Raw genomic sequence first — 25,438 nt, 5'->3', positions numbered from 1 at the left:
TTGATCCTATAAGCGGAAACAGGAGGGAGGCGGATCGACACCCGATCCGCCTCCCGTTCTCAGTTGCCTGGATGCGGGCTAGAAGCCTGCGCGGTGGGCCAGGACCGAGGCCACATAGGCCTCGGTGTCCGGGTACATGCCCTGTGTGGTCACGGAGTACTGGCCCTGGTAGTAGGAGGCAATTGCCACCTCGAGGCTCGGGCTGGTGCGCACCAGTGCACGGATGATGGCCACGCCGGCGGTCACGTTGTCATGCGGGTCCAGCAGGTTGAGCTCCCGGCCCACCAGATCAGACGCCCACTCGCCGGAGGACGGAATAACCTGCATGGTGCCGATCGCGTTGGCGGGGGAGACAGCGCGCTGGTCAAAGCCGGACTCCTGCAGCGCGAAGGCCTGGGCCAGTGCCGGATCAACGCCCATGGCGGCGGCAGTTTCGGCAACCAGCTGCTGCATCTGCGCCCGCGTCGGAACTGCCATTGAGTTCAGGGTCTGCTTGTTCAGGTTGGCGTCTGCAACAACGTGCTGCGGGTAGGTGTAGTGCAGGAACGTGCTGGGAACCAGGTCCGTCGGTGCAGCAGCAGCCGGCGCAGCGGGAGTCGAGGACGCAGTGGTGATCGTCGAGGAACCCCCAAGGGAGAGGTTCTGTCCCGGGCGAATGACGGAGCTCATGCTGAGGTTGTTGGCCTCCAGCACGGATTGCAGGCTCACTCCGTGGCGGGCAGCGATGGAGCCCAGGGTGTCGCCGGGTACAACGGTGTAAGTTCCGGTCTGCGGAGCGGCCGGAGCTGCGGGAGCCGGAGCGGAAGACGCCGTCGTCACGCCGGAGCTGCTGCCCAGGGTGAGCTTCTCGCCCGGGTAGATCACGGATGACATGCTCAGCTCGTTTGCCTCGAGCACGGAGGACAGGCTGACCCCGTGCTTGGCCGCGATTGCGCTGAGGGTGTCTCCCGGCTTCACGGTGTAGGTGCCGGCTGCAGGTGCCTGCGCCGCCGGGGCCTTGGCGCCGCCGGTGAGCTTGAGCTCCTTGCCGGCGTAGATCACCGAGGCGGGCGTGAGGTTGTTGATCCGCAGCACCTCGTTCAGGTCCAGGCCGTAACGGGCAGCGATTGAGCTGACGGTGTCGCCGGGAACAATGCGGTGCGTCGCGGGAACCGCGGACTCTGCTGCGACGGTCGCCGGGATCTGGGCTGCAAGCTGCGATGCGGGGATGACGGCGCCGTTGAGGTTCTTCATGGCCTGCAGCGGAAGCTGGGGGAACAGTGCCTTGGCCGGAGTCTGCGGCACTGTTGCCTGAGCGGGCTCGGCGAGGGCCAGAGAGGACATCATGACAGCCGGAATCGCCGCCGTCGTGACAGCGACGCTCAGTTTGCGGGGCATGCCGGTGGCTGCGGAACGCGGCCTGACAGTGGGCTGCACGGTCATACGGGTTGTTTCCTCATCTGTTGGCGGTGCGGCTCCTGCCGCAGTCAGTGGGACAAAAAACAAGTAGTGAAACGGGTGTTACACAAGTGATTAATGTGACTAATGCGAATTTACACGAGAAATGGCCGATGGCGATACCCGATCGGGAACATCTGACGCTTATTGGAGGGGCGAAAAGGGCACCGACTGGCCCGGATTGCCGCAGCCGTGGCAATCTTGGGAACGTGAATGAACTCGAGGAACTGGTTTCCGACTGGCTGACCCTGCCCGACGTGGCTGAACAACTAGATGTAACAATCAGCAAGGTGCACAGCCTGCTGGAAGAACGCGCGCTGCTGGCAGTACGGCTCGGAGAGCGCAAAATCCGCAGCATCCCCGCGGTCTTTATTAACGACGGCGCCATCCTGGACAGCCTGAAAGGGACCATCTCGGTCCTCACGGACGCAGGTTTCTCTGATGAGGAAATGCTGCGCTGGCTGTTCACCGCTGATGAGACCCTGCCCGGCCGCCCGGTGGACGCGCTGAAGGAAGGCCGCAAGACGGAAATCCGCCGGCGCGCCCAGGCGCTGGCCTGGTAACAGTGCCCTAAGCAGTACGTGTCACGGCCGCATGGGCCAGTGACTCGAGCGCCGAGCGGGTCTGCTCATCCACCGCCAGTGCGGCCAGGGTGTCAAAGGCCTGCTCGGTGTGCTCGGCAATGAGGGCCTCGGTTGTGGCCAGGGCCCCGCTTTCTTCAATTGCGTTCCGCAGCGACGCCACCGCGTCATCGTCCAGGTCAGGCCTGCCGAGATTGTCTGTGATCTCCTTCCGGAGAGCAGCAGATCCGGCGCTCAGCGCGTAGGCAATGAGCACCGTTCGCTTTCCTTCGCGCAGGTCATCGCCGGCCGGTTTGCCGGTAATCTCCGGGTCCCCGAACACGCCCAGCACGTCGTCGCGCAGCTGGAATGCCTCGCCCAGCGGCAGCGAAAAGGCCGAGTAGGCCGCAAGGAGCTCCTCATCGGCCCCGGCCAGTGCGCCGCCGATGGCCAGCGGGTGCTCGATGCTGTATTTGGCCGACTTGAAGCGCAGGATGTTCCGCGCCCGCAGCACTGCCCGGTCAGGTTCGTGGCCCGGACCAACCACTTCTTCCAGGATGTCCAGGTACTGGCCGGCCATGACCTCTGTCCGCATGCGGTTGAATACCGCCCTCGCCCGGGTGTTGTACGCGGCGCGTTCGCCCACGGAGGTAAACGCTTCCTCGCTGAGCGCCAGGCAGAGGTCGCCGGCCAGAATCGCCGCGGAAGACCCGAAGTGGCTGCCGTCCAGGAACCATTGGGCCTCCGCATGCCGGTTGCTGAAATGCCGGTGCACGCTGGGGGCACCGCGCCGGGTGTCGGAGCGGTCAATGATGTCATCGTGGATCAGTGCTGCGCTCTGGAACAGTTCCAGTGCCAGTCCCGAGCGGACGGCTGCCTCCCCGAGAACCTCGCCTCCGGCACCCCGCCAGCCCCAGTAGTTCAGCAGCGCCCGGAGCCGTTTTCCTCCCTTGGCCAGGGAATGGACCGCGCCCAGCAGGGGAACGGATTCAGCCGAGACTTCTTCCAGGACCTCGCGCTGGCTGCCAAGGAACTGCTCAAGGTCAGCGGACAGTGCCGACCGGTAGGCGGCCTGTTCATCGGCCGCAGACGCGGTGGACTTGCCGGTCTCCTTGTTTGCCCCGGGGGTAGCGGGTGCCTGGCTCATCAGCGTTCCTATCCGGCGGTCTCTGCGGTGCCGGGGAGAACGTTTGCCCCGACTGTATAGATTGAGCTGCCGTTCCGGGTAGTAACGGAGACGTTTGCGGTCTCCGTCTCGGAACCGGTGGTGCGGGCGAAGTCCTTGGCCGGCGTGGCATCCACGGCATCGCCTTCCAGGGCAGTGAAGCCAAGGCTTTCAAAGTGGGTCGTGTAGAAAGCGAGGATCTCCTCCGGCGAGGCGGAGGATGAGGCAGTCAACGACGCCGTCAGCAGCTGGCCGTCGTCTTCGAAGCTCGAGGCGGTGGGCTCGGATCCGGCGAAGACCGGCACGAGGGCTTCGGGGAATCCCTCGGCGATGGCCGACGACGGCGACGGGCTGGCCGACGCGCTCGTCCGGGCAGCTGAGGGAGAGGCAGAACCTGCGGTGCTGGAGGAGGGCGAAGCAGACGGGGAAGAGTCCGTGGAACTGCATCCGGCGACGGCTGCCAGAACAGCTGCGCTGCAGGCAAGGGCAAGGATTTTCTTCATGGGAATCCGCATCGACGAAGGGTCAGGGCCTGTTTCCAGTCTAGGGGAGCGCCCGGGTGTCCGCGGGCCTGCTTAGTATGAGGACGTGGGTACAGCAACGGAGGCAGCGGGTGAAAACCGGGACTGCACCATCATGCACGTGGACATGGATGCTTTTTACGTCGCCGTGGAACTGCTCCGCCGGCCGGACCTTGCCGGCAAACCGGTAATCGTGGGAGGACTCGGCGGCAGGTCCGTGGTTCTCTCCGCCTCCTACGAGGCGCGGAAGTTCGGCGTCCGGTCTGCGATGCCCATGGTGACTGCCCGCCGGCTGTGTCCGCAGGCACAGATCCTGGAACCGCACCAGAATATCTACCGGCAGGTTTCCGCCCGGATTATGGCCATCTTCGAATCCATCACGCCGCTCGTAGAGCCGCTCAGCGTTGATGAGGCATTCCTGGACATTGCCGGTTCCATGCGGCGCCTGGGGCCTCCCCGCAGGATCGCTGAACTGATTCGCAGCCGTGTCTCACAGGAGCTGGGGATTACCGCCAGCGTCGGAATTGCCTCCACCAAGTTCGTCGCCAAGATTGCCTCCACCAGGTCCAAGCCGAACGGACTGCTCCTGGTTCCCCGGGACGAGACCATTTCCTTCCTGCATGCCCTTGACGTCTCAGCGCTCTGGGGCGTCGGAGCCAAAACGCGTGAAGCCCTGGCGAGAGTCGGCATTAACACAGTCTCCGACGTCGCGCACACACCCCCGGCGGTGCTGCAGAGGCTCCTCGGCGCCACCGGCCGGCACGTTTACGACCTTTCCTGGGGGCGCGACCCCCGTGCCGTTACCCCGGTCCGTGAGGAAAAGAGCATAGGTGCGGAAGAAACCTTTGCCCGGGACGTGGATGAGGACGAGGTCCTGGAGACCGAGCTGCTCCGGCTGGCGCACCGCACGGCGGCCAGAATGCGCGCGGCAGGACTGCAGAGCAGGTCGGTCTCGCTGAAGCTGCGATATGCGGATTTCTCCACGCTCACCCGCTCGCGCACCCTCAGGGAGCCGGTGGACAGCGCACAGCTGCTCTACGAAGCCGTCCGCGGCCTGCTGGCGGGGCTGGGCAGGCGTCCCATGAGCGTCCGCCTGATCGGCCTGCGTGCCGAAAACCTCGAAACGGCAGACGGCGCCGCGCAGCAGCTGACCCTGGACGGCAGGGATGACAACTGGCGCTCCGCCGAGGATGCGCTGGACCGGATCAACCGGAGGTTCGGGGAGTCGGGCATCATGCCGGCCCGGCTGCTTGGACGGGAGAAGAACAGGCAGCAGGACGAGCCAGGCTGAGCTTTCCCTGAGAGCGTTCAATGGCTCCGGGCTGTGGCTTTCCCCGGACCCGTTTGCAATCTATCCTTGAGGTTAAGTGCAGATCAGCGTCGACACCACCGTGTGAACAGCCCGGATCAACCGGGAACAACCACTACGCCGGGTTCGTTGCTTGGTTTACAGGGCACATTTGGACCGCAAGGAGACAGTAATGGCACTCTCAGAACACGAGCAGCGCTTGCTTGATCAGCTGGAGCAGCAATTACACGCTGAGGACCCGAAATTCGCCAATTCCATGGCGTCCTCCTCGGGCCGTGGCATGTCTACCAGGCGTATCGTGCTGGGCGCGCTCGTGGCAGTTGCCGGAATAGCCGTTCTGATCCTGGGCATAACGCTGGACAGCCCGCTGAATATTCTGGTGGGCATCCTGGGCTTTATGGTGATGGGCGCCGGAATGTACTACGCCACCACCAAGGGAAAACAGGCGGAAGCGCGGGTTCCCGCCGGCCGGAAAGAACGTGCAGCTGCGCCGCGCGGTTTTATGTCCAACCTCGAAAACAAATGGGATGAGCGCAAGAGGGACCAGCCTTAGCGCCCCCAGGCTCCACTTTCCTCCCCGCCAGGGCGGGGAGGAAAGTGCAGAAAGACCCGCTTCGGCGGGTCTTTCTTCGTTTAACCGTGCACCGGGGCCGGTTTTCCCTCCACCGCGGTCCCACCTGCCCCCTCCCGCGCAGTTGTTGGGAAGGAAGGGTGCGACGCGCCGGAAAACGTTATCGAATTGCGTTGACTGTGGAGGGAAGTGGAGTAAAGTGGGGGGCGTAAGAGGGTAGGGCGGTGCAGGAGGGGTGTAACTCCCGAATCTGACAGGTGGTGGGCGATGTTCCTCGGAACTCACTCACCGCGCCTTGATGAAAAGGGCAGGCTCATTCTTCCCGCCAAGTTCCGTGACGAGCTGGCCGACGGGCTGGTTCTGACCCGGGGCCAGGAACGCTGCATCTACGTCTTCAGCCAGAAGGAATTCGAGAAAGTCCACGAGCAGATGAGGCAGGCCCCACTGTCTTCACGCCAGGCCCGTGACTACATTCGGGTTTTTCTGTCCGGAGCCTCTGACGAAGTTCCAGACAAGCAGGGCCGCGTCACCATTCCGCCGGCACTGCGCTCGTATGCCGGGCTCGGACGTGAACTCGCCGTTATTGGCGCGGGCACCCGGGCGGAGATCTGGGACGCCACGGCATGGCAGGAATACCTGGAAGAACAGGAAAACGCGTTTTCGGAAACCGACGAAGACACGATGCCCGGCATCTTCTAGCCGTTGCACAGCACGCAGTAAAGCACCAGGCAGGAAAATTCGAACCCGGAACGCCGGCGGGATCTTGAACGAGATCTCCAGCCGCCCCATGGACTTCACCTGGCTCACCTTCCCCGGAGCCAGGCGTACCGTGAGGCGCGGATGGGGATCTGGTCCAAGAACCCGCTGCACCGGACAAGCAGCGGAAGGAGAGACCAATGAGCGAAGAACGTCCCACGCAGGACCGCCATGTGCCCGTACTGCGGGACCGCTGCATCAATCTGCTCGCTCCGGCAATCGAAGCGGCGGAGGCAGCCGGGCGGACAGCAGTCGTAGTGGACGCCACCCTCGGAATGGGCGGCCACACGGAGGCCATGCTGGAGCGCTTCCCGAAGCTGCACGTCATTGGCATTGACCGTGACACCCAGGCGCTGGCGCTGGCAGGGGAGAGGCTCGCAGCCTTCCAGGACCGCACCGACCTGGTGCATGCCGTCTACGACGAAATAGCCGACGTGGTCGACGACCTCGGTTTCGACTCCATTGACGGCGCGCTCTTTGACCTGGGTGTGTCCTCCATGCAGCTTGACGAGCGTGAGCGCGGCTTCGCCTACTCCTACGATGCGCCGCTGGACATGCGGATGGACACCAGTCGCGGCCGCACCGCCGCCGAAATCGTCAATACCTACGACGAAGCGGAACTCGTATCAATCATCCGCCGCTGGGGCGAAGAGAAATTCGCGGGACGCATTGCGTCCTCGATCGTATCCACCCGGGCGCGCAAACCCTTCGAAACCACGGGCGAGCTGGTTGAGGCGATTCGGGCAGTGGTGCCCGCTGCTGCGGCCCGAACCGGCGGACACCCTGCCAAGCGGACCTTCCAGGCCCTGCGCATCGAGGTCAATGAGGAGCTGGATGTCCTGGAACGGGCCATTCCCGCCGCGCTGTCCGTCCTCGGCGTCGGCGGCCGGATTGTGGTGATGTCCTATCACAGCCTTGAGGACCGGATAGTGAAGGACATCTTTGCCGCCGGCTCGCGTTCTTCGGCTCCCAAAGGCTTCCCGGTGGAACTTGAAGAACACAAAGCCCAGCTCAAGCGCCTGACCAAGGGGACGGAAGTTCCTACCGAGGCGGAGATAGCAGAAAACCCGCGTGCGGCTTCGGCCAAGCTGCGGGCAGTCGAACGGATTCGCGCAACCATGGACGGGGCACGCTGATGACTGAACGATCGGGACGGCGCCGCCCGGCGGTTCCAGCCCAGGCTGCCCGCGGGGCGCAGTCCGTCCAGGGCAACCTGGCACGCGCACTTCCGCACGAAGCTCCGGAGCAGCCTGCTCCGCGCCGCCGGACACCTCTTGCCCTGGTGCCCGCTGCTGCCCGCCGCCGCCGCGTCCCCGTGGCGGCGCTGTGCTTTGCCGTGCTTGCCGCAGGCCTGGCCGCCGTCCTGATGCTGAATATTTCAGTTTCCAGCGGCCAGTACCAGCTGGTACAGCTGCAGAACCAGCGGACCGAGCTGATCCAGAAGAACGAGGCACTCACCCAGCAGGTGGAGCACAACCAGGCACCCCAGGTGCTGGCCGGTGCTGCCGCTGAACTGGGCATGGTGGTCTCGCCGACATTCGGTACGATCGACCTGCAGACCCTCGCCGTGACCGGCGATCCGGAACCGGCGAAGGAAGGAACCGGTCCCGGAACCCTGGTGGAGCTGCCCCAGGTGCTGACCCGGCCGATAACTCCGGTACAGCCTGCGGCTGAAGAACCGGCTGAAAACGCCCGGGCCGCTGAACAGCAGGACAACGCACCCGCCGCTGCGGACCCGGCCCCGGCGCCGGCTCCGGCGGAAGCGGAACCAGACTTGAACGGCGGCACGATTCCGGCGCCCAGCCAGAGAAGCGGCCAGTAAACCAACCAGCACCGGCGAGGACACGTTGTGGCAAAAGCAGGACAGGCTCCGGCACAGGAGAACCACAGGGTATCCCTCGTCACCGGCCGGCTCCGGGCAGGGCTGATCTTTGTCCTGATTCTCCTGACTGTGCTCGGTGTTCGCCTGTTCCAGGTGCAGGCGGTGGACCCGGAAGGCATGGCGGACGCCGCCGTTGCCAACCGGCTGGTTACCGTTGGTGTTCCCGCCCTTCGCGGCGGCATCCTGGATAACGAAGGAAACTACCTTGCGCGCAGTGTCGAGCGCTTCGACATTGTGGTGGACCAGCGGCTCTCAGCTGCCTACGACGACGAGGAGTACCAGCGCCGCAGCGCCGGGGGTGACCTCGAAACGGTCACCTTCGATGCTGCCCTCGAGGAACTCTCGGTGATCCTTGACCAGGACACACAGACCCTGCGGCAGTCCATCCTGGGGGAGAAGGGCTTCAACTTCGTAGCCAAGACCGTGACCCCGGAGATCCGTGACAAGGTCCTGGCCGTGAAATTCCCGGGCGTCTACGCAGACCGCACCACGCTGCGCACCTACCCCTCCGGCCCGGTAGCCGGCTCGATCGTCGGATTCCTGGGCACCGAGGGCGCCCAGGAAGGGCTGGAACTGACCCAGGATTCCATCCTTGCCGGCGAGCCCGGCAGCAAGACCTACGAGATCGGCGGGGACGGCATCCGCATCCCCTATGCCACCAACGAGGACGTCCCGGTCCAGGACGGGGACTCCATCCGCCTGACCATTGACCAGGACCTGCAGTGGTTCGCCCAGCAGACCATTGCCTCCCAGGTCCGGGACTACAACGCAGACTGGGGCAACGTCGTCGTCGTTGAGGTTGAGACGGGCAACGTGCTGGCCATGGCCGAGTCCACCACCGTGGACCCGAACAACCCAGGAGCCACCGAAGCGGAGTCCCGCAAGGCACGCTCCGTCACGGACTCTTTTGAGCCGGGCTCCACCACCAAGGTCATCACCATGGCCGCTGCGATCGAAGAGGGGATCATTACCCCCACGTCGCAGTTCCAGATCGACAACACCTATTCGATTGACGGGCAGACCTTCAAGGACGCCTTCGAACACGGCACGGTTCAGATGACAGCAGCGGGCGTGCTGGCGAAGTCCATGAACACCGGCACGGTCATGGTGGGGCAGCAGTTGTCGCCCCAGCAGCGCTACGACTGGCTGCGCAAATTCGGCATCGGCACCGAGCTGGGCACGGGCCTGAACGGGGAAACCTCGGGGCTGCTGGCCCCGCCGGAAAGCTGGGACACCCGCCAGCAGTACACCGTGCTGTTCGGCCAGGGCCTGACGCAGACTGCACTCCACACCGCCATGGTCTACCAGACGATCGCCAACGACGGCGTCCGGCTTCCGCCGCGCCTGGTGGACGCACGCATTGACGCCGACGGCACTGAACATCCGGCGGAGCAGGAACCGGGCACACGCGTGGTCTCGGAAAAGACAGCCATTGAAGTCCAGCACATGCTGGAGACCACCACGGTGGAAGGCTCCGGTGCCTCCGGGGCGCTGGAGAAATACCGGGTCGGTTCAAAGACCGGTACCGCGGAGGCCCCCAGCCCGAGCGGCGGATATGACGGGTACACCGTCTCCTATGCTGGTATTGCACCCATGGACGATCCCAAGTACGTCGCTGTGGTGACCCTTCAGCGGCCCAAGGGAGACCTCTACTACATCGAGCCCGGAAAGACCTTCCAGAAGGTCATGGAACAGGTCCTGACCACCAACAACGTAGCCCCCTCCGAAGGGGAGCCGGTTACGTACCCCATCGAGTACTAAAGCTGGAGCAGTGCAGTGCCACATAGCAACCATCAGCGCGCCCAAAGCAGCATGCGCCCGGAACGGGTGCGTCCCGTCACCCTGGCGGCGGCAGCCGCGGCGCTTCCCCCGGGTTCCCCGGCCATCACGGCGGCGCCCGGAACCGGCAGCGGTGCGTGGGATACGGAGCTGACCGGAGTCAGCATTAACTCCAGGCAGATACTCCCCGGGGACCTTTACCTTGCCCTGCCCGGAGCGCGCCACCACGGGGCAGGGTTCGCCTCTGACGCGGCTGCCGCCGGAGCGGCTGCCATTCTGACCGACGCCGAGGGACTGGCCCAGCTGCCCGGGACCGGGCTGCCGGTGTTCCTTGCCGAGGACATCCGCCGGCTGGTGGGACCGCTGGCGGCCGCCGTCTTCAACAGCCAGCCGCAGGACGGCACGGCCCCTGTGCTTTTCGGCGTCACCGGCACGAACGGCAAGACCACCACCACCTACTTCATTACCTCCCTGCTGCAGGCGCTGGGCCGCACCACGGGTTTGATCGGCACGATCGAAATCCTGGCCGGCGGAGAGGCGATTCCCAGCGTCCTGACCACGCCGGAATCGCCGCAGGTGCACGGTCTGCTGGCCCTGATGCGTGAGCGTGGACTGGACGCGGCCGCCATGGAGGTGTCCTCGCACGCCATCTCCTACCGGCGCGTGGACGGCGTCGTCTTTGACGTCGCCGGGTTCACCAACCTTACCCAGGACCACCTTGACCTCCACGGGTCCATGGAGGACTACTTCGCCGCGAAGGCAGATCTGTTCCGTGCCGGACGCAGCCGCCGCGCCGTCGTCACCGTGGATGACGACTGGGGCCGCCGCATGGCGGAAGTCGCCGGAGACCGCGGCACCACGCTGGCCACGGCCGGCGGTGCGGACGACGCCGACTGGCAGGTCCGCGCGGTACGCCGCGAAGGCCTTGGGCACAGTTTTGAACTCCACCCGCCGCAGGGTACTGCGCTGCGGGTGCGGACCGGGCTGCCCGGAACCTTCAACATCTCCAATGCCGCCCTGGCTTTGGCCATGGTGCTCGAATCAGGAGCCGATCCCGCCAGGGTGCAGCAGGCCCTGGACGAACACGATCCCTTCACTGTTGAAGTCCCCGGCCGGATGCAGCTGCTCTGTGAGTCCCCGGCGGCCATTGTTGACTTTGCCCACAACCCGGATGCGCTCCAGCGCACGCTTGAATCAGTCCGCCGGCCGCAGGGACGGGTCATAGTCGTCTTCGGCGCCACAGGGGAACGGGATGCGACGAAGCGGCCGCTGATGGGAGAGATCGCTGCCCGTTTGGCCGATGTTGTGATCGTCACTGACGATGACCCGCACGACGAGGACGACGCCGCGATCCGAGCCGATGTGCTCCGCGGCGCCCGCCGTGCCGCTGAAGGCCCGGACGCCGGCACGGAGGGCCCGCTGGTCCTTGAAGTGGCGCCGCGGGCAGCAGCGATTGCCCGCGCCGTCGAGCTCGCCCGCCCGGAAGACACCATCCTGGTGGCAGGGCGGGGCCATGAGGTCTGGCAGGAGGTCAAGGGAGTCAACGTGGCCCTCGATGACCGGGTTGAACTTCGCGCTGCGCTGGCCAAGGCCGGATTCACAGTGCCTACTTACGACGGGGTAGAGTCCTAATTCGTCATGATTGAACTTAATGCAGCCGAAATTGCGGCAATTACGGGTGGCGAGCTGGTGGGGGCAGCAGCAGCAGACCCGGCCATTCCAGTGACGTCAGCCACGACCGATTCCCGCGAAGCCGGTCCGGCGTCCCTGTTCATTGCCAAGCCCGGAGAGTTCTCCGACGGCCATCTCTTTGTGGCCCGGGCGTTCGAAGCCGGGGCCGCGCTGGCCCTGACCGAACGTCCCGTGACCGGGGAAGACGGAACACCGTTCCCGGGCATCGTGGTTCCGGACGCCGTGGCCGCCATGGGCCAGCTCGCCGCGGAAATCGTCCGCCGGCTCCGGGCCGAAGGGCCGCTGACCGTTATCGGCATCACCGGCTCGGCGGGCAAGACCACCACCAAGGACCTCCTGGCAGGTCTGCTCGGCGCCCACGGCACCACCGTGGCGCCGGTCGGCTCCTACAACGGTGAAGTGGGTGTGCCGCTGACCATTTTCAACGCCGGGCACGGCACCCGCTACCTCGTCGTGGAAATGGGTGCCACCGGCGTCGGACACATCACCTACCTGGCGGACATGGTCCGTCCGGACATCGGTGTTGTCCTCTGCGTCGGCACTGCCCACGCAGGTGAGTTTGGCGGGGTGGAGAACATTGCCCGCGCCAAGGGCGAAATGGTGGAAGCCCTTTCCCCGGCCGGCACAGCTGTGCTCAACGGCGACGACATCCGCGTAGCTGCCATGGACAAGCGCACCACCGCGAACGTGCTCTCCTTCACCTCTTCCTCCGACGAACTGCCCGGAAACCATTCCACGCTGCGTGCCGTGGACGCCCGGACAGATGAGCAGGGCCGTCCGGTCTTTACGCTTGAATTCCCGAACGGTGAACAGCACCGGGTCGAATCGGGACTGATCGGTGCCCACCACACAGCCAACCTGCTGGCCGCCGCCAGCGCCGCACTGGCTGCCGGAATCGCTCCGGCAGACATCGCTGCCGGCCTCTCCGGCCAGAAGGCCGCCAGCCGCTGGCGCATGGAGCGGACCGACCGGCCCGACGGCGTCACCGTGATCAATGACGCCTACAACGCCAATCCCGAATCCATGCGTGCTGCGCTGCGCACCCTTGCCGAACTCGGCAAGGGCCGGCGTACCTGGGCCGTGCTGGGGGAGATGCTCGAGCTGGGCGATGAATCCGTCACCGAGCACGACGCCATTGGCCGCTACGTGGTCCGCCTCAATATTTCCAAGCTCATCGTGGTGGGAACCGGTACCCGTGCCATGCACACCGGAGCCGTGATGGAAGGTTCCTGGGGGGACGAATCCACCTTCGTTCAAACCCCAGAAGAAGCCGAGGCCATCCTTGAAGCCTCCCTTCAGCCCGGCGACATTGTCCTGTTCAAATCTTCAAACGGAGCCGGACTGCGGTTCCTCGGTGATCGGATTGCCTTGAAAACCCTTTCCGCAGCGGGCAGCGCCCAGGACGAGACCATCCGGGGTGAAGCACTGTGATTTCGCTCCTGATTGGCTGCTCACTGGCACTGGTGCTGGCCTTCGCCGGCACCCCGCTGTTCATCCGTTTCCTGGTCAAAAAGGGCTACGGACAGTTCGTCCGCGATGACGGCCCGACGTCGCACCACACCAAGCGCGGAACGCCCACCATGGGCGGCGCCGTCATTGTTGCCTCCGTGGTGGCCTCCTACTTCATCACGCACCTGATCTCCTACGCGATCAACCCCACCACCTTCGGGCCCTCAGCCTCGGGCCTGCTGGTGCTCTTCCTGATGGTCGGCATGGGCCTGGTTGGCTTCATTGACGACTACACGAAGATCTCCCGGCAGCGGTCTCTGGGACTGAACGCCAAGGCGAAAATCATCCTGCAGGCGATCGTGGGCATTGTCTTTGCCGTCCTGGCCCTGCAGTTCCCGAACAACGCCGGCCTGACACCGGCGTCCACCAACATCTCGTTCGTCCGTGACACGGCGATCGACCTGGCGTTTGCCGGAACGATCATCGGCGCGATCCTGTTCATCCTCTGGTCCAGCGTGATCATCACCGCCGCAACCAACGGTGTGAACCTGGCAGACGGCCTCGACGGCCTGGCAGCCGGTGCCTCCATTCTGGTGTTCGGTGCGTATTTCCTCATCGGCATCTGGCAGTTCAACCAGTCCTGCCTGGCCAACCCGGGCGAAACCGGAGTCTGCTACGAAGTGCGCGACCCCATGGATCTGGCCCTGCTCGCCGGCGCGATGGCCGGTGCACTGGTCGGTTTCCTCTGGTGGAACACGTCCCCGGCGAAGATCTTCATGGGAGACACCGGTTCGCTGGCGATCGGCGGCGCGATTGCCGCGTTCGCGATCCTCTCCCGGACCGAGATCCTGCTGGTGATCCTGGCCGGCCTGTTCGTTATCATCTCTGCCTCAGTGATCATCCAGGTGGGCTACTTCAAGCTCAGCGGCGGCAAACGCGTGTTCAAGATGGCACCGCTGCAGCACCACTTCGAACTCAAGGGCTGGGCCGAAGTCACGGTGGTGGTCCGCTTCTGGATCATCGGCGGACTCTGCGTCGCCCTTGCCCTGGGACTCTTCTACGCCGATTGGGTGGCCGGACAGTGAGCATTCCTTCAAACGCATCAAATCCCCGCCTCGAAACGCTGACCACCTGGGATTCCGACTGGCGCGGACTGCGCGTCCTCGTGGCCGGAATCGGCCTGTCCGGTTTCTCCGCAGCGGACACGCTGATTGAGCTTGGTGCCCGTGTGGTGGTGGTGGACGGCCTGGACTCCGAGGAGAACCGGGGCAAAGCCGACACCCTCAGGATTGTCGGAGCAGCAGACGTCCGCCTCGGCGCCGACGCGGTGGCCGGGCTGTCAGACGTGGACGGGGAACCGGCTGAGCTGGTTGTCACGTCCCCGGGCTTCCGTCCCTCCCATCCGCTGCTCGCAGCTGCAGCGGACGCCGGCATCCCCATCTGGGGCGACGTCGAACTGGCCTGGCGGGTACGGATCCGCGAGGGCCGTCCCACGGCCCCGTGGCTGGCGATCACCGGAACCAACGGCAAGACCACCACGGTGGGCATGACCGAGTCCATGCTGCGGGCCGCAGGGCTGCGCGCCGTCGCTGCCGGGAACGTCGGCACACCGATCCTGGACGCCATCCGGGACCCGCAGGGCTGGGACGCGATCGCCGTCGAGCTCTCCAGTTTCCAGCTGCACTGGACGTACTCCATGTCGCCCCTGGCCAGCGTCTGCCTGAACATTGCCGAAGACCACGTGGACTGGCACGGCAGCTTCGAGGCCTACAAGGCTGATAAGGCCAAGGTCTACGAAAACACCCAGGTTGCCTGCGTCTACAACGCCGAACAGGCCGAGACCGAGCATATGGTCGAGGAAGCCGACGTCATTGAAGGCTGCCGCGCCGTCGGCTTCACCACGGGCACGCCGACCATCAGCATGGTGGGGATCGTCGAGGGACTCCTGGTGGACCGGGCCTTCATCGAAGAGCGCCGCAATTCGGCTGCCGAACTTGCGTCCCTGGATGATCTGGGTGACAGCGCACCCCGCCACCTTGCTGCCGATGCCCTCGCTGCTGCCGCCCTGGTGCGTGCCTTCGGCGTCGAGCCGGTTGCCGTCCGGGACGGGCTGCGCAACTACGCCCCCGGCGGGCACCGGATTGAACCGGTGGCCAAGCTCAATGACATCCTCTGGGTCAACGACTCAAAGGCCACCAATCCGCATGCCGCCGCAGCCTCCCTGGCAGCCTTCGGGCACGTCGTCTGGATTGCCGGCGGACTGTCCAAGGGCGTCACCTATGACGACCTCGTGGCCTCCCACGCCCAGCGCCTGAGCGCCGTTGTGCTCATCGGTGCGGATTCCTCGCAGCTGCGCTCCGCGTTGGCCCGACACGCACCCGATGTGCCGGTAATTGAGGCTTCCCAGGCGGACACTGGAGAGGAAGGAACGCCCACCGGCGAAGCCGTCATGGTCCAGGCCGTGGCTGCCGCAGCCGCCGTGGCGAAGAGCGGGGACACGGTCCTCATGGCGCCGGCATCGGCATCCATGGATCAGTTCCGGTCCTACGCCCACCGGGGCGAGGCGTTCATCGAAGCTGTCCGCGGATACGTGGAAGGGCAGGCGCAGACCACCAAGGAGCCGTAGATGGTGACCACGCCCACGGGCAAGGGACGCAAGCCGACGGCGCGCAGGCGCCCGGCAGGCACGCAGCCGGTACAGGCAGCAGCCAAACCCGTCACCACCGCCGGCCGCGCTGCGGCCGGCACACGCACCTCCACCGGCGGTCCCGCTGCCGGTGAGGGCGTGCCGTCGAAGAAGCGGGGCCTGCGGCTGGGGGAGAGGTTCACCGCCTTTATGGTGCTGCTCGAAGGCAGCGGCGCCAAAGCCACCGGTTCCAGCTACTACATGATCCTTGGTGCCACGCTGGCGCTGACGGCGATCGGGCTCATGATGGTGCTCTCAGCCTCCTCCGTGGAGGCCATCGCCGCTGCGGCCGGCTCTGCAGCCGGGGCCGCCACCACCTTTGACCTGTTCATCAAGCAGGTTATGTTCGCAGCGATCGGCGTCGGGCTGATGCTTCTGCTCTCCCGTTTCGGTCCGCGCTTCTACCGCGCCATCGCCTGGCTGGCCCTGGCCGCCGCCGTCGTCCTGCTGGTCCTGGTGCTTTTCATCGGCGTGGAGGTCAACGGCAACAAGAACTGGCTCGCGTTTGGCCCGGTGACCGGCCAGCCCTCCGAGGCCGCGAAGCTCGCCATGGCCATCTGGTTCGCCGCCGTGCTCTCCCGGAAGGGAGCGCTGATTGCCGACTGGAAGCATGCGCTCATTCCCGTGCTTCCCGGAGGTGGCCTGCTGATCGGCCTGGTGCTGCTGGGCCACGACCTTGGCACTGTGATCATCATGGGCCTGATCATGCTCGCGGCCCTGTTTTTCGCCGGCGCCCGGCTTAAGCTGCTGGGGCTGCTCAGCCTCGCGGCGGCGGCAGCCGCGGTGCTCTTCTCCGTGGCCAGCGGAAACCGGACCAGCCGCATCAGTGCCTGGCTGCAGCTGGACTGCTCTGCCGGACTGTGTGACCAGGCCAATGCAGGCATGTACGCACTTGCGTCCGGCGGCTGGTTCGGGGTGGGCATCGGCCAGAGCCGGCAGAAGTGGAACTGGATCCCGGAAGCCCACAACGACTTCATCTTCGCCATCATCGGTGAAGAGTTCGGCCTGCTTGGCACGCTGGTGGTGCTGGTGCTGTTCGGTATCCTTGCAGTGGCCACGGTCCGGGTGACCATGCGCCACACCCAGCCGTTCATCCGGATTGTCTGCGGCTGCATCCTGGTCTGGATTACCGGCCAGGCTGCAGTGAACATCGCCATGGTCACCGGGCTGCTGCCCGTGATCGGCGTTCCGCTGCCGTTTATCTCCTACGGCGGTTCGTCGCTGACGTTCACGCTGGCTGCCGTGGGAGTCCTCTTGTCCTTTGCACGCACTATCCCTGAAAGGGAACCCGCAGCTCCATGACGCAGTCCCCACTTTCCGTAGTACTCGCCGGCGGCGGCACAGCCGGGCACATCAGCCCGCTGCTGGCCATAGCCGGTGCCGTTAGGCGGCTGCGGCCCGATGCCCGCATCAAAGTGGTGGGCACCTCTGCCGGTATGGAAACCAGGCTGGTGCCGGCCGCCGGGTATGAGCTGGCCGTGATCGACCGCGTCCCCATGCCGCGCCGGCCGAGCGGCGACCTCGCCCGCCTTCCGGCCCGCCTGGCGCGCGCCGTACGGCAGGCAGGCGAAATCCTGGACGAAGCTGCCGCCGACGTCGTTGTGGGCGTGGGCGGCTACGTCTCCACTCCCGTGTACCTGGCAGCCCGCAAGCGGCGCATCCCCGTGGTGGTGCATGAAGCCAACGCCCGCCCCGGGCTGGCCAACCGGGTTGGTGCCAAAAACGCAGCCGTAGTGGGCGTCGCTTTTGAAGAGACCAAGCTGCCCGGCGCCCGCTGGGTGGGTATGCCGATGCGCCGGGAAATCTCCGGCCTGGACCGCGATGCAGCCCGGCACGATGCCCGTGCTGCCCTGGGCCTGGAGCAGGACCTGCCCACTCTGGTAGTGACCGGAGGTTCTTCGGGCGCCGCGAGCATTAACGCCGCGGTCACGGCTGCCCTTCCCGCGCTTGCCGCGGCAGGTATCCAGACCCTGCACGTCACCGGACGCGGCAAGGCTGCCGCGGACGCTGAGGGCAGGACCCTCACCGCGCCGCTGTACCGGCAGGTGGAGTACGTCGACGGCATGGAACTCGCCTACGCCGCGGCAGACCTGCTGCTGGCCCGCTCCGGTGCCGGGACAGTCAGCGAGATTTCCGCCGTCGGGCTTCCCGCCGTGCTTGTCCCGCTGCCGCACGGGAACGGCGAGCAGGCACTGAATGCCGCGGGACTGGTGCAGGCAGGCGGGGCCCTGCTGGTCCGGGACTCACAGTTCACCCCGGAGTGGATCAGCGCCAACCTGATTCCGCTCCTGCAGGATTCCCTGGCACTGAAGAACATGGCGGAAGCTTCCGCCGCCCGCGGCATCCGCGACGCCGATGCCCAAATGGCTGAACTCATCCTTGAGGCAGCGGAACGGAAAGACGCATGAGCCGGTTGAACCTCAAAGACCTGGGCCGGGTCCACTTCATCGGCCTGGGCGGTGCCGGCATGTCCGCCGTTGCCCGCGTGATGCTGGGGCGCGGGATCGGGGTGTCCGGCTCCGATGCCCGCGACTCGGCCGGCCTGCGTGCGCTGGAGGCTCTCGGAGCCACGGTGCACATTGGCCACGACGCAGCCAACCTTGGCAGTGCCTCCACGGTGGTCATCTCCACGGCCATCCGTGCATCGAATCCTGAGCTGGCCGCCGCAGAGGCCGCCGGGCTGCGCATCATCCACCGTTCCCAGGCGCTTGCCGCAGCGATGGAAGGTTCAGAGGTGGTGGCCGTTGCCGGCACCCACGGGAAGACCACCACAACGGCGATGATCACTGTGCTGCTCCGCGAAGCGGGCCTGGACCCCTCCTTCGCCATTGGCGGAGACGTGGCCGCCCTGGGCGTCAACGCCGAAGCCGGATCAGGGAAAATCTTCGTCGCTGAAGCTGACGAGTCCGACGGTTCCTTCCTGAACTACGCACCGAAAATCTCGGTCATCACCAACGTTGAGGCCGACCACCTGGACCACTACGGCACCGCTGAGGCCGTGTTCGCTTCGTTCGACCGGTTTGTGGAACTGCTCCCTGAGGACGGTTTGCTGGTGGCCTGTGCGGATGACCCCGGGGTCCGGGACCTCCTGGCACGCAACAGCGGCACACCGGTGCGCACCTACGGCTACGCGCAGGAGGCCGACGTACGAATTTCCGGCACGGAGGCAGCAGGCCGCAGCAGCACCAGCACGCTGCACTTCCGGGAAGGGAACCAGGAACGGCAGCAGCTGCTCGAACTCCAGGTGCCCGGGCGGCACAACGTACTGAACGCCGCCGCTGCCTTCGCCGCAGCCCTGGCGCTGGGAGTGGAACCGGAGACCGCCGCCCGCGGGCTGGGAACCTTCTCCGGCGCCGCCCGCCGGTTCGAGCCCAAGGGCGAAGCCCGCGGAGTGCGCGTCTTCGATGACTACGCCCACCATCCCACTGAAGTAGCCGCTGCCCTGCAGGCCGCCCGTGCAGTTGCCGGTTCCAACGCAGTGCACGTACTGTTCCAGCCGCACCTCTTTAGCCGGACCCGCAACTTCGCGGCCGAATTTGCCCAGGCGCTGGACCTGGCCGATTCCGTGACAGTGCTGCCCATCTATCCGGCTCGTGAGGATCCGATCCCCGGTGTCACCAGCGAGCTGATCACCTCGAAGCTGAAAACCCCGGTAACCGTTGCAGCCCACGCCCAGGATGCGGTGCTGAACATCGCCGCGCACGCTGCAGCGGGGGACATCATCCTCACCGTCGGTGCAGGCGACGTCACCCAGTACGGTCCGGCCCTCGTGGAAGCGCTCAGCGGCCCTGAGCCGGGCGGGAGCAATCCGGATGCCGGGTAGGAAACCCCGCCAGCCTCCGGCCGCAGCAGGCGCGGGTTCCAAGACTCCCGGCGCCGCCCGGCGCGGGGAGGCGGGACAGCCTGTCCGGGCCACAGCCAATTCGGCCAAGGTGGAGCTGCTGCAGTCACCCGGCGCGCAGATTCATGAACTGCGGCCCGGATCCGCTGCCCATCCGGACACGGTCATCTCCGCCACCAGGGACGCTTTCGACCCGTCCAGTCTGCCGGAGCCGGACGACGCCCGGCCCGCCGCAGCGGACGGGCAGAGCCCCGACGCCAGCATTCTGGCCTTCCCGGAGCCGCCGGCCAAACGCCGCCGGCGCTACCTGCTGGCCGGGACCGGCGCGGCAGCCCTGCTCCTTGCTGCCCTGTTTTTTGTGGTTTTCTTCTCGCCCGCCCTGGCGCTGAAGAATATCCAGCTAGAAGGCAATTCGCTGCTGCCGCCCCAGGAAGCTGAAACGGCACTCGCCCCGCTGCTTGGCACGCCCCTTGCCCTGATCTCCGACTCAGATGCCGCCGAACTGCTGGCGGACCGTCCGGAGATTGAGGGCGTGGAGGTGACGGCGGTGCCGCCGTCGGACCTGATTGTCACCGTCACCGAGCGGGTTCCGGTGGCCGTACTGCAGAACGGCAGGGAATTTGTCCTCATCGACGAAGAGGGGCGCCAGCTCAAGGCGGTGGCCGAACGCGGCGAGGCCGCACTGCCGCTGATCGACGGCGGGACCGAAGCGGTCAACAGCACCGTATTCTCTACCGTGACACAGGTGCTCGCGGCCCTGCCGCCGAACGTCCTGGCACAGCTTGACCACGCCTCGGCTGAGACCGTCGACTCGGTTGAACTCAAGCTCACCAGCGGCCAGACGGTATTCTGGGGAAGCGCGGAAGCGAACGCGGCGAAGGCGCGGGCCCTGGAAGCCCTGCTGCTGATGCCCGCCGCAGATCCTCCGGTTTCGGTGTTCGACGTGAGCACACCGAACCGGCCGGTGACGCGGTGAGTGCCACGGCGGCAAAGACCGGCGAAGTTTCTCACCGACACGCGCGGAACGGTAATTGCGCAAGCATCCGGCGCCCCATAGCGTCGGGAGTAGAGCATTACTTGACATAACTATAACCCTCAAGTGGAGGGTTAAGGTTGTTCGGTTGAAGGTTTCGGCCGGGTCAGACCCGGCCACATTGATCAGTTGCACAGATTCGAACAAGGGACACAGGACGTGGCAGCACCGCAGAATTACTTGGCCGTCATCAAGGTCGTCGGCATCGGCGGCGGCGGCGTGAATGCCGTAAACCGAATGATCGACGTCGGACTCCGCGGAGTCGAATTCATCGCCATCAATACAGACGCGCAGGCGCTGCTGATGAGCGACGCCGACGTGAAGCTTGACGTTGGACGTGAACTGACCCGTGGCCTGGGCGCCGGAGCCGATCCGGAGGTTGGCCGCAAGGCGGCAGAAGACCACGCCGAGGAAATCGAAGAGGTGCTGCGCGGAGCGGACATGGTCTTCGTGACCGCAGGCGAGGGCGGCGGAACCGGTACCGGCGGTGCCCCCGTGGTGGCCCGGATTGCCCGTTCGCTCGGCGCCCTGACCATCGGCGTCGTCACCCGTCCGTTCACCTTCGAAGGCCGCCGCCGTTCCAACCAGGCGGAGTCCGGCATCGATACGCTGCGCGACGAAGTCGACACGCTGATCGTGATCCCGAACGACCGCCTGCTCTCCATCAGCGACCGGAACGTATCCATGCTGGATGCTTTCCGCTCCGCTGACCAGGTTCTGCTCTCCGGTGTCCAGGGCATCACCGACCTGATCACCACCCCGGGCCTGATCAACCTTGACTTCGCCGACGTGAAGTCCGTGATGCAGGGTGCCGGCTCGGCGCTGATGGGCATCGGTTCCGCCCGCGGCGAGGACCGTGCCGTCAAGGCCGCAGAGCTGGCCATCGCCTCCCCGCTTCTCGAAGCCTCGATTGACGGCGCGCACGGCGTGCTGCTGTCCATCCAGGGCGGCTCGGACCTCGGCCTGTTCGAGATCAACGAAGCAGCCCGCCTGGTGCAGGAAGTTGCCCACCCCGAAGCCAACATCATCTTCGGTGCCGTCATTGACGACGCCCTGGGTGATGAAGCACGCGTCACCGTGATCGCTGCCGGCTTCGACCAGGTTGACGTCACGTCCCAGCCTGCCTCGGCCAAGCCTGCTGAACCGCTGTCCCCGCCGGCTGCTGCCGCCGGTGCCGGTGCTGCCGGTGCCGCGACGTCGGCGTGGGCCCAGCGTCCCCAGACCGTACCGGCCGACGCCGGGTTCGACGTCGACCTCCCGGCCGTTGTTGAGCCTGACCTCAGCGCGGGACGCCAGGACGACCTGGACGTTCCTGATTTCCTCAAGTAAGACCAGTACCGGCGCGGGGTTGTTCGATCGTATGTTTTGGTGGGAAGGGCAGGGCCCTGAAGGGCTCCGTGTAGCTTTCACTGATACATCGGCGGGCAACCTCGCGCTGCACGTTGGGGACGATCCAGCTGCCGTCCGCGGCCGCCGGGCCGCTCTGGAGCAGCGGATGGGCGCAGAGCCCGGGACACTGCGCTTTATGGAACAGGTGCACTCCGCGGACGTCGCCGTGGTGGCTCCCGGGCCTGCCTCCGGCGAGGTGCCGGTAGCTGATGTCCTGCTGAGCACCGACGGAACGGTTCCGCTGGCCGTGATGGTGGCCGACTGCCTGCCCGTGCTGTTCGCGGCGCCGGGGCCAACCGGGGTCATCACCGCTGCCGCACACGCCGGACGGCGCGGCCTGCTGGACGGAATCCTGGCCAACACGGTTGCCGCAATGCGCACCGCAGGTGCTGCCTCGATCCAGGCCTGGATCGGTCCCGGTGTCTGCGGGCAGTGCTACGAGGTCCCCGCCGAAATGCTCGCCGAAGCATCCCATTTCCCCGGAACGGCCTCACAGACCAGCTGGGGAACCCCGGCGCTCGACCTGCCCGCCGCTGCATTTTCACAGCTTCAGGGACTCAACGTAAGCGTTGAAACGATTCCGGGATGCACCATGGAAGAACCGGATCTGTTCTCCCACCGCCGGGACGCACCCACCGGACGGTTCGCCGGGCTGATCTGGCAGCCGCGGTAGCGTCCGGCACATTCGATCTACAGCAGTAACACGAGGGACCATGAGCACCACAGCCACTGACCGCACAGAAGACCTGCGGCACCGTCTGGACCAGGTTCGGCGGCGGATCTCCGACGCGGCAGCAGCCAGCGGGCGGAGAGAACCGAACCTCATCGTGGTCACGAAGTATTTCCCGGCGTCCGACGCCGCTGCCCTGGCGAAGCTGGGTGTGCGCGACGTGGGTGAGAACAAGGCACAGGAGGCTGAGGCCAAGGCTGCGGAACTTGCCGGTTCCGGGCTGCGCTGGCACTTCATCGGACAGCTGCAGACGAACAAGGCCAAGTCCGTGGTCAAGTATGCCTCCGCCGTGCACTCAGTGGACCGGGCCGGGCTGGTGGCAGCGCTTGCCAAAGCCATGGCCGCGGAAAACCGGCGCCGGACGGAGGCGGGGGAACCGGAGCGGGATCCGCTCCGGTGCTACCTCCAGCTGGATCTGCGCAGCGGAGACAACCTGGAACCGGGACGCGGGGGAGCCCGTCCGGAGGACATGCTGGAACTGGCAGCCGCCGTGGCAGTGGAACCCTCCCTGCAGCTGGCCGGCCTGATGGCGGTGGCTCCCCTCGGCGAAGACCCCGCCGCAGCGTTTGCCCGGCTGCAGGAGTTCTCCGGCGAACTCACTGCCCGTTACCCCGACGCCTCCGGCATCTCAGCCGGCATGAGCCAGGACCTGGAAGCAGCGGTCGCCCACGGCGCGACACACCTGCGGATTGGATCGGATGTTCTCGGTCCCCGCCCTGCTGTGGGGTAGCGTCAAACATGGCAGGGGCAACACTGCAAAAACACCGGATACCACAGGGTATTCCTTGGGTAACACTGGATAACGCGGGACGCTGAAGGACTGAAGGAGCAACCATGGCTGGCGCAATGCGCAGGACGATGATCTACCTTGGGCTCGCCGATGGCGACGAGCTGTACGAGGACGAGCAGAAGCCTGTCCGCGAGGCACCTGCCCGGGACGAAGAGCGCGCACCGGAGAATGAGCGGAACGACCGTGAACCGGCCGCACCCGCCCAGACCGAGCGCAAAACCACGGCGGTAGAGGAATACCGTGCTCCCGTGACCCCCATCAAACGCGCCCCCTCATCGGCAAAGGAAGACGTGGCAGGCTTGCGGCAGATCACCACCGTCCATCCCCGTTCCTACAACGACGCCAAGATCATCGGCGAGAGTTTCCGCGACGGAATCCCGGTCATCATGAATGTCACGGATATGGGAGAAGCCGACGCCAAGCGTCTGGTGGACTTCTCCGCGGGACTTGTGTTCGGGTTGCGCGGTACCATCGAACGAGTGACCAACAAGGTCTTCCTGCTCTCGCCGTCCTACGTCGAGGTGCTGGGGGATGACAAGAAGGTCAGCGAGTCCCAGTCCACATTCTTCAACCAGAGCTAGCCGCCGCCCCACGGGGGCGGAGCAGGCAGCCGTTCTCCTACGGCGGAAACGAAAACACGCGTGAGTATTATTTTTGCCCTGCTGTACCTGGTGCTGATGCTCTTTCAGCTCGCCCTGATTCTTCGCATCGTCTATGACGCCGTGCAGATGTTTGCACGACAGTGGCGGCCCAAGGGCCCGGCGCTGGTGCTGGCAACAGGTGTCTACGGAGCCACAGACCCGCCAATCCGGGCCCTGCGGAGGATTATCCCCCCGCTGCGGCTGGGTGGGGTCTCGCTGGACCTTGCGTTCCTGGTCCTGTTCATCGTGGTCAGCATTCTTATGCAGATCGTCTGGGCAGCGGCACTTCGCTAGCCCGCGGAGGAGCCGGTTCGATATCGGTTCGCAAAAGATATAATGTGAAAAAATATCATTGAATGATCCCTGATTTTATGTTCGAGATTCTGTAACTAGGCTCACTGCCGCACGGCAGGCCGGCCTGATAACCAGTATGAGGTGACCAGATGGCCCTGACGCCAGAAGATGTAGTCAATAAGCGGTTCCAGCCGACTAAGTTCCGTGAAGGCTACGACCAGGACGAGGTGGATGACTTCCTCGACGAGATCGTCGTTGAACTCCGCCGGCTGAATGCCGAGAATGAGGACCTGCGCCGGCAGCTCGCCGAGGCAGTCGCCGATGCACCTGCTGCTGGCACCCAGGTTCCCGCACCGGTTTCGGCCGCCGCCAAGACCGAGCAGGTTTCCCAGCCGGTCAAGGAAGAGAAGAAGCCTGAACCCGCTCCGGCACCGGCTCCGAAGGCTGAAGAGCCCAAGGCCGAGGCCCCGCGGGCTGCTGAGCCCGCACCCGCCGCATCCAACACGGCTGAATCTGCGGCAGGCATCCTGGCCATGGCTCAGAAGATGCATGACGACTACGTGAGCGCCGGCGTCGAGCAGCGCGACAAGATCATTGCCGAGGCACAGATCGAAGCCAGCGGACTGGTCACCGAAGCCCAGGAAAAGAGCCGCAAGATCCTCAGCTCCCTCGAGCAGCAGAAGGCTCTCCTGGAGCGCAAGGTGGAGCAGCTTCGCGGCTTCGAGCGGGATTACCGTACCCGCCTCAAGGCTTACATCGAGGGCCAGCTGCGCGACCTCGATTCCCGCGGCTCGGTAGCCTCGGAGACCGCAGACGCCTAAGCGTTTGCAGCTAGTCGTTTCCGCCTGGACGGATTGAAATCAGGATTAGACTGGTAACAGAGCCATGGGCCGGCGGCCGGGATCTCCCGGCC

24 protein-coding genes are annotated in these 25,438 nt (G+C 65.6%); 21 read left to right on the top strand and 3 right to left on the bottom strand.

Translation table 11 applies throughout. The features are described 5' to 3' along the window. Positions 1–78 precede the first annotated feature (78 nt). Complete coding sequence (locus ACWGQ2_RS17150) at positions 79–1,422, bottom strand: LysM peptidoglycan-binding domain-containing protein (protein WP_452019434.1); 1,344 nt, start codon at positions 1,420–1,422, stop codon at positions 79–81. Between the two features lie 224 nt (positions 1,423–1,646). On the opposite strand from ACWGQ2_RS17150, the gene ACWGQ2_RS17145 reads away from it, so the two are divergent. Beyond that, the gene (locus tag ACWGQ2_RS17145; protein ID WP_452019432.1) at positions 1,647–2,000 is read left to right on the top strand and encodes an Rv2175c family DNA-binding protein; all 354 of its coding nucleotides are present in this window, start codon (positions 1,647–1,649) and stop codon (positions 1,998–2,000) included. A gap of 7 nt (positions 2,001–2,007) precedes the next feature. Here ACWGQ2_RS17145 and ACWGQ2_RS17140 read toward each other — a convergent pair whose 3' ends face one another. Both ACWGQ2_RS17140 and ACWGQ2_RS17135 read right to left on the bottom strand, forming a co-directional pair. Beyond that, complete coding sequence (locus ACWGQ2_RS17140; protein WP_452019430.1) at positions 2,008–3,144, bottom strand: polyprenyl synthetase family protein; 1,137 nt, start codon at positions 3,142–3,144, stop codon at positions 2,008–2,010. Between the two features lie 8 nt (positions 3,145–3,152). Then, positions 3,153–3,677, bottom strand: a complete 525-nt coding sequence (locus ACWGQ2_RS17135) for a hypothetical protein (RefSeq protein WP_452019428.1) — start codon at positions 3,675–3,677, stop codon at positions 3,153–3,155. A 73-nt stretch (positions 3,678–3,750) separates the two neighbouring features. On the opposite strand from ACWGQ2_RS17135, the gene dinB reads away from it, so the two are divergent. The 20 genes from dinB to ACWGQ2_RS17035 all read left to right on the top strand — a co-directional run bounded on the left by dinB (position 3,751) and on the right by ACWGQ2_RS17035 (position 25,346). Continuing rightward, positions 3,751–4,974 (top strand): DNA polymerase IV, encoded by a 1,224-nt coding sequence (gene dinB, locus ACWGQ2_RS17130; protein ID WP_452019426.1) that lies wholly within the window; start codon positions 3,751–3,753, stop codon positions 4,972–4,974. 190 nt (positions 4,975–5,164) lie between these two features. Next, entirely contained in the window at positions 5,165–5,545 is a 381-nt protein-coding gene (locus ACWGQ2_RS17125; RefSeq protein WP_452019424.1) for a DUF3040 domain-containing protein, read from the top strand. 285 nt (positions 5,546–5,830) lie between these two features. Next, positions 5,831–6,262 (top strand): division/cell wall cluster transcriptional repressor MraZ, encoded by a 432-nt coding sequence (gene mraZ, locus ACWGQ2_RS17120; RefSeq protein WP_325789954.1) that lies wholly within the window; start codon positions 5,831–5,833, stop codon positions 6,260–6,262. 197 nt (positions 6,263–6,459) lie between these two features. After that, positions 6,460–7,455, top strand: coding sequence for a 16S rRNA (cytosine(1402)-N(4))-methyltransferase RsmH (gene rsmH / locus ACWGQ2_RS17115; protein WP_452019422.1), 996 nt, complete (start codon positions 6,460–6,462; stop codon positions 7,453–7,455). Then, complete coding sequence (locus ACWGQ2_RS17110) at positions 7,455–8,141, top strand: hypothetical protein (RefSeq protein ID WP_452019420.1); 687 nt, start codon at positions 7,455–7,457, stop codon at positions 8,139–8,141. Before rsmH ends, ACWGQ2_RS17110 begins: the two co-directional genes overlap by 1 nt. A 27-nt stretch (positions 8,142–8,168) precedes the next feature. Beyond that, entirely contained in the window at positions 8,169–9,962 is a 1,794-nt protein-coding gene (locus tag ACWGQ2_RS17105) for a peptidoglycan D,D-transpeptidase FtsI family protein (protein ID WP_452019418.1), read from the top strand. A gap of 51 nt (positions 9,963–10,013) precedes the next feature. Further along, positions 10,014–11,612 carry a UDP-N-acetylmuramoyl-L-alanyl-D-glutamate--2,6-diaminopimelate ligase gene (locus ACWGQ2_RS17100; RefSeq protein WP_452019508.1) on the top strand — a complete coding sequence of 533 codons (1,599 nt, stop codon included), beginning with the start codon at positions 10,014–10,016 and terminating at the stop codon, positions 11,610–11,612. A gap of 6 nt (positions 11,613–11,618) precedes the next feature. After that, on the top strand, positions 11,619–13,103 hold the full coding sequence (locus ACWGQ2_RS17095) for a UDP-N-acetylmuramoyl-tripeptide--D-alanyl-D-alanine ligase (RefSeq protein WP_452019416.1): 1,485 nt from the start codon (positions 11,619–11,621) through the stop codon (positions 13,101–13,103). Beyond that, on the top strand, positions 13,100–14,206 hold the full coding sequence (gene mraY, locus ACWGQ2_RS17090; RefSeq protein WP_452019414.1) for a phospho-N-acetylmuramoyl-pentapeptide-transferase: 1,107 nt from the start codon (positions 13,100–13,102) through the stop codon (positions 14,204–14,206). The genes ACWGQ2_RS17095 and mraY overlap by 4 nt, the downstream gene beginning before the upstream one ends. Then, the gene (gene murD, locus ACWGQ2_RS17085) at positions 14,203–15,747 is read left to right on the top strand and encodes a UDP-N-acetylmuramoyl-L-alanine--D-glutamate ligase (RefSeq protein ID WP_452019412.1); all 1,545 of its coding nucleotides are present in this window, start codon (positions 14,203–14,205) and stop codon (positions 15,745–15,747) included. The genes mraY and murD overlap by 4 nt, the downstream gene beginning before the upstream one ends. Beyond that, positions 15,748–17,109 (top strand): putative lipid II flippase FtsW, encoded by a 1,362-nt coding sequence (gene ftsW, locus ACWGQ2_RS17080; RefSeq protein WP_452019410.1) that lies wholly within the window; start codon positions 15,748–15,750, stop codon positions 17,107–17,109. Then, positions 17,106–18,215, top strand: coding sequence for an undecaprenyldiphospho-muramoylpentapeptide beta-N-acetylglucosaminyltransferase (murG, locus tag ACWGQ2_RS17075; protein ID WP_452019408.1), 1,110 nt, complete (start codon positions 17,106–17,108; stop codon positions 18,213–18,215). Before ftsW ends, murG begins: the two co-directional genes overlap by 4 nt. Beyond that, positions 18,212–19,630: a UDP-N-acetylmuramate--L-alanine ligase gene (murC, locus tag ACWGQ2_RS17070; protein ID WP_452019406.1), complete on the top strand. Its 1,419-nt coding sequence runs from the start codon at positions 18,212–18,214 to the stop codon at positions 19,628–19,630. Before murG ends, murC begins: the two co-directional genes overlap by 4 nt. Further along, a complete protein-coding gene (locus tag ACWGQ2_RS17065) occupies positions 19,620–20,624 on the top strand; it encodes a cell division protein FtsQ/DivIB (RefSeq protein ID WP_452019404.1) in 1,005 nt (334 codons plus the stop codon). The genes murC and ACWGQ2_RS17065 overlap by 11 nt, the downstream gene beginning before the upstream one ends. A 216-nt stretch (positions 20,625–20,840) precedes the next feature. Further along, entirely contained in the window at positions 20,841–22,010 is a 1,170-nt protein-coding gene (gene ftsZ / locus ACWGQ2_RS17060; protein WP_422399826.1) for a cell division protein FtsZ, read from the top strand. A gap of 31 nt (positions 22,011–22,041) precedes the next feature. Beyond that, positions 22,042–22,743 (top strand): polyphenol oxidase family protein, encoded by a 702-nt coding sequence (locus ACWGQ2_RS17055; protein WP_452019402.1) that lies wholly within the window; start codon positions 22,042–22,044, stop codon positions 22,741–22,743. 40 nt (positions 22,744–22,783) lie between these two features. After that, on the top strand, positions 22,784–23,530 hold the full coding sequence (locus tag ACWGQ2_RS17050; protein ID WP_452019400.1) for a YggS family pyridoxal phosphate-dependent enzyme: 747 nt from the start codon (positions 22,784–22,786) through the stop codon (positions 23,528–23,530). A 104-nt stretch (positions 23,531–23,634) separates the two neighbouring features. Next, positions 23,635–24,171, top strand: a complete 537-nt coding sequence (locus ACWGQ2_RS17045; protein WP_452019398.1) for a cell division protein SepF — start codon at positions 23,635–23,637, stop codon at positions 24,169–24,171. 60 nt (positions 24,172–24,231) lie between these two features. Beyond that, on the top strand, positions 24,232–24,525 hold the full coding sequence (locus tag ACWGQ2_RS17040) for a YggT family protein (protein ID WP_452019396.1): 294 nt from the start codon (positions 24,232–24,234) through the stop codon (positions 24,523–24,525). Positions 24,526–24,674: 149 nt separating this feature from the next. Continuing rightward, the gene (locus ACWGQ2_RS17035) at positions 24,675–25,346 is read left to right on the top strand and encodes a DivIVA domain-containing protein (protein WP_452019394.1); all 672 of its coding nucleotides are present in this window, start codon (positions 24,675–24,677) and stop codon (positions 25,344–25,346) included. Positions 25,347–25,438: the final 92 nt, after the last annotated feature.

The organism is Arthrobacter sp. NPDC055585, from assembly GCF_053619115.1.
Note: the sequence above shows the minus strand (reverse complement) of the source record. Positions and strands in the feature narration are given on the sequence as shown.